This is a genomic window from Oleiagrimonas sp., assembly GCF_027858935.1.
GTDB lineage: Bacteria > Pseudomonadota > Gammaproteobacteria > Xanthomonadales > Rhodanobacteraceae > Oleiagrimonas.
The window spans coordinates 1-4060 of sequence record NZ_JAQIBU010000086.1; the positions used below are offsets into that span (position 1 = coordinate 1).

The following is a 4060-nucleotide window of genomic DNA, read 5'->3' on the forward strand; positions in this document are numbered from 1 at the left end:
CTTTGTCCTTGATCTGCAAGCAAAAATCACCTTGACAGTCTCAGGGGCTGAGACTAAGGTGGGCCGCAGTGTGAAATCGTGGGATTTCGTGGAAACACCGCAGTCATGTTCCAGGGTGAAACCGCCATCACCGTTGACGACAAGGGCCGTCTGGCCATCCCGACCGCGTATCGGGAGCTGGTCGCACGTGAGTGCGGCAGCCGGCTGGTGGTGGCGTACAACCCGTTCGAAGCAGGTTGCCTGTGGATTTTCCCGCAAGACGAATGGGAGCGGGTGCGCGACCAGGTCAACGCCCTGCCCAGCGTGAAAGCAGTGCATCGCGACCTGCAGCGAAAGCTGGTGGGCGCGGCGGCGCACGTGGAGCCGGATGGGGCCTCGCGGATCCTGCTTCCGGCCAGCCAGCGCGCATCGGCCGGGATCGAGAAGAAGGCTGTGCTGCTGGGCATGGACAACAAGTTCGAGCTGTGGAGTGAACAGGCGCACCTGAGTCGAATACGCCAGACGATTGAAGAGGATCAGGTCAGCGACGACATGGCGGAGTTGAAATTGTAGCGATAACCGATGGATTGAGTGGAAACGGGATGGCAGCGATGGGAAGTAGCAGGTTGTTGCATGTCCCGGTGATGTTGGATGAGGCGCTGGAGGCGCTCGACGTGCAGGCAAGTGGGCGATATCTGGATGGCACGTTTGGCCGCGGAGGGCATGCACGCGCGATTCTCGAACGGCTGTCACCGGAAGGTCGGTTGCTGCTGATGGATCGCGATCCACAGGCTGTGGCCGAGGCGGAACATGCCTTCGCACACGATCCGCGCGTATCGATCCGTCGCGGAAATTTTGCCCAGCTGGCCGAGTGGGCGCTGACTGAAGAGGGTCTGGACGGCATCTTGCTCGATATCGGCGTGTCCTCGCCGCAACTGGACGAGCCCGCGCGTGGTTTCAGCTTCATGGCCGACGCCCCCCTGGACATGCGCATGGATCCCGAAACTGGCGAAAGTGCAGCCGATTTCCTGGCTCGCGCCGAGGCAAGCGAAATCGCCGATGTGTTGTGGCGTTACGGCGAGGAGCGGTTCAGCCGGCGCATTGCGCGCGCCATCGTGGCGCAGCGCGAGACGCAGCCGTTGCGCCGCACCGGTGAGTTGGCCGATCTGCTGGCCCGTCTGCTGGGACGACGCGAGAAGGGCAAGCATCCGGCCACGCGCACGTTTCAGGCGTTGCGGATCAAGGTCAACGGCGAACTGGACGCGCTGCAAGAAGGCCTGCAGGGATCGCTCGACCGGCTGCGTCCGGGCGGGCGGTTGGTCGTGATCAGTTTCCATTCGCTGGAGGATCGGATGGTCAAGCAGTTCATACGCAGCCAGTCGGGGATCCCTCCGACCGGACCGCGCAATTTGCCGCCGCCGGAAGCACCGCCGGCGCGCTTGCGCGCCGTGGGCAAGGCGCGTTTCCCCGGCGCTGTCGAGCTTGCAGCCAATCCACGTGCGCGTTCAGCCGTCCTGCGTGTCGCCGAGCGGCTGTCATGACGCTGTTCCGCCTGGTTCTTTTGCCGAGTCTGCTGGTGCTGACGCTGGTCAGTGCCATTGCCGTGGTCTGGGCGCGACACGAGAACCGGGTTCTGTTCGTGAAGCTCACGCGCATCCAGGCGCGACGCGATGCATTGAACGTCGAGTTCGGCCGACTGGAGCTGGAAAAGGCCACCTGGGCCGATCCCGGCCGCATTGAATCCATTGCCCGCAAAACGATGGGCATGGTCAATCCCACGCCCGATGACACCCGGCTGGTTCGCCAATGAGCCGCAATCGTGCCAAGACCGAGCTGCAAGTGCCCGAGCGCGCACGGGGGCCTAGCGTTCGCCGCCGGCTGGCGCTGGTCTTGATTTTGCTGGGGCTGGCCTCGCTGGGTCTGGTGGTGCAGGCGGTGGATCTGCAGGTGGTCGACAAGGGCTTCTATCAGGCCCAGGGTAATGCGCGCTTCCTGCGTACAGTGCCGATCCCGGTATCGCGTGGCAGCATCTTTGACCGCAACGGCGTGCCGCTGGCGGTCTCCACGCCGGTCGAGTCGATCTGGGCCAATCCGCAGGAAGTGCTGGATCATACCGATCGCCTGCCGCAACTGGCACGCAAGCTGGGCATCGACCCGGATGACCTGAAGCAATACCTCGCGCAACGCGCCAGTCGCGAGTTCGTGTACCTGAAACGTCGCATGAGTCCGGAAGCGGCGCGGGCCGTGCTGGCGCTGAAGGTTCCCGGTGTCAACGAGCAGCGCGAATACCGGCGGTACTACCCGCTGGGCGCGGTGACCGCGCACGTGATCGGTTTCACCAATATCAATGACCATGGCCAGGAAGGCCTGGAGCTAGCCTACGACAATTGGCTCAGCGGCACTGATGGAAGCAAGCGCGTGATTCGCGACCGGCGCGGACACACGGTCGAGAACGTCGACCTGGTCAAGGCGCCAAAGCCCGGCCATGACCTGACCCTGAGTATCGATCGCCGCATCCAGTATCTGGCCTACCGCCAGTTGCGGGATACGGTCGAGAAATTTCACGCCACCTCGGCCTCGATGGTGGTGATGAACGTGCATACCGGCGAAGTGCTGGCGATGGTCAATCTGCCGTCCTACAACCCCAATGCGGTCGGCAACAGCACCGCCGCCCAGCGCCGCAACCGGGCAGTGACCGACGTGGTCGAACCCGGTTCCACGGCAAAAGCCTTCACCGTGGCTGCGGCGCTGGAAAGTGGCAAATGGACACCGACGACCAAGATCAACACCGGCCCGGGCTGGTACAACCTTTACGGTCACACCATCCACGATGACACCCCCAACGGTGTGCTTGATGTTACCGGCGTGCTGACCAAGTCGAGCAATATCGGCGCGGCCAAGATCGCGCAAAGCCTGAACACGATGCAGATGTATGACGTGTTCCGGGACTTCGGTTTCGGCCAGAGCACCGGGAGCGGTTTCCCGGGCGAGTCGTCCGGCGTGCTCCCCGTAGGTACGGACTGGCGTCCGATTCGCCAGGCCACCATCGGCTATGGCTACGGGTTCAGTGTCACGGTACTGCAACTGGCGCAGGCCTATTGCGCCATTGCCGATGGTGGCGTGTTGCATCGACCATCCTTCGTGAAGGGTCAGGACAGCCCGGGCAAACGGGTGCTGGATGCCAAGGATGCGCATGCGCTGGTCAACATGCTCAAGACCGTCGTGCGCCCGGGCGGAACCGCCTATGGGACCGCATCGATCCAGAACTACACGGTCGCCGGCAAGACCGGCACTTCACATGAGGCCGAGGACGGCGGCTACTCGCAGACCGACTACAACGCGCTGTTCGCGGGTATGGTGCCGGCCAGCAATCCGCGCCTGGTGGGCGTGGTGTTAGTGCGCGGCCCCAAGGGAAGTTACTACGGTACTTCAGTTGCCGCACCGGTATTCAGTGCGGTGATGAAAGGGGCCTTGCGCCTGCTCGACGTGTCACCGGACAACGTGCCGCCGCAAGACTACACCCAGGTCCAAACCGAAGCGGGGACCACGCCATGAGCGCGACGACCATGCTCTTGCGCGATCTGCTTGCGGGGATCCCGGGAAGGGACTCCGGCGGTGACATCATGGTGTCCGGTCTGCAGATCGATTCGCGCCGGGTGCTTCCGGGACATGCCTTTGTCGCGCTGGCAGGCAGCCGCGCGCATGGCATCACGTTTGCCCCAGCGGCCGTCGCACGAGGCGCCTCGGTGATCCTTGCCGAGGCGCCCGTGCGCGCCGCACCCGAGATCGACGCACCGGTGATCTGGATCGAAGGCCTGCGTGCACGTGCAGGCGATCTGGCTGCGCGCTTCTTTGGCCAACCATCGCGCGGGATGACGGTCATTGGCATCACCGGTACCAATGGCAAGACGTCCAGCGTGCAGATGCTGGCTCAGGCCCTCGAGTATCTCGGGCATCGCGCGGCCACAATTGGCACCCTGGGGTCGGGGCTGGCCGGCGCGATGCAGCCCGGAGAGCGAACCACGCCGGATGCCATCCACACGCAGGAGCTGTTGGCAGGTTTTCGTGACGCCGGCGCCAC

At 63.9% G+C, this 4060-nt stretch carries 5 protein-coding genes; all 5 read left to right on the forward strand.

The window, feature by feature from the left end; genetic code table 11:
- Positions 1 to 105 precede the first annotated feature (105 nt).
- Positions 106 to 552 carry a division/cell wall cluster transcriptional repressor MraZ gene (mraZ, locus tag PF446_RS03335; protein ID WP_298069719.1) on the forward strand — a complete coding sequence of 149 codons (447 nt, stop codon included), beginning with the start codon at positions 106 to 108 and terminating at the stop codon, positions 550 to 552.
- A gap of 38 nt (positions 553 to 590) precedes the next feature.
- Positions 591 to 1520, forward strand: coding sequence for a 16S rRNA (cytosine(1402)-N(4))-methyltransferase RsmH (rsmH, locus tag PF446_RS03340; protein WP_298069721.1), 930 nt, complete (start codon positions 591 to 593; stop codon positions 1518 to 1520).
- A 2-nt stretch (positions 1521 to 1522) separates the two neighbouring features.
- Positions 1523 to 1789 (forward strand): cell division protein FtsL, encoded by a 267-nt coding sequence (gene ftsL / locus PF446_RS03345; protein WP_298069727.1) that lies wholly within the window; start codon positions 1523 to 1525, stop codon positions 1787 to 1789.
- On the forward strand, positions 1786 to 3534 hold the full coding sequence (locus tag PF446_RS03350; RefSeq protein WP_298069723.1) for a penicillin-binding protein 2: 1749 nt from the start codon (positions 1786 to 1788) through the stop codon (positions 3532 to 3534). Before ftsL ends, PF446_RS03350 begins: the two co-directional genes overlap by 4 nt.
- Positions 3531 to 4060: Mur ligase family protein (locus PF446_RS03355; RefSeq protein WP_298069725.1), on the forward strand; the 530-nt coding region annotated here is incomplete at its 3' end. The genes PF446_RS03350 and PF446_RS03355, both read left to right, overlap by 4 nt.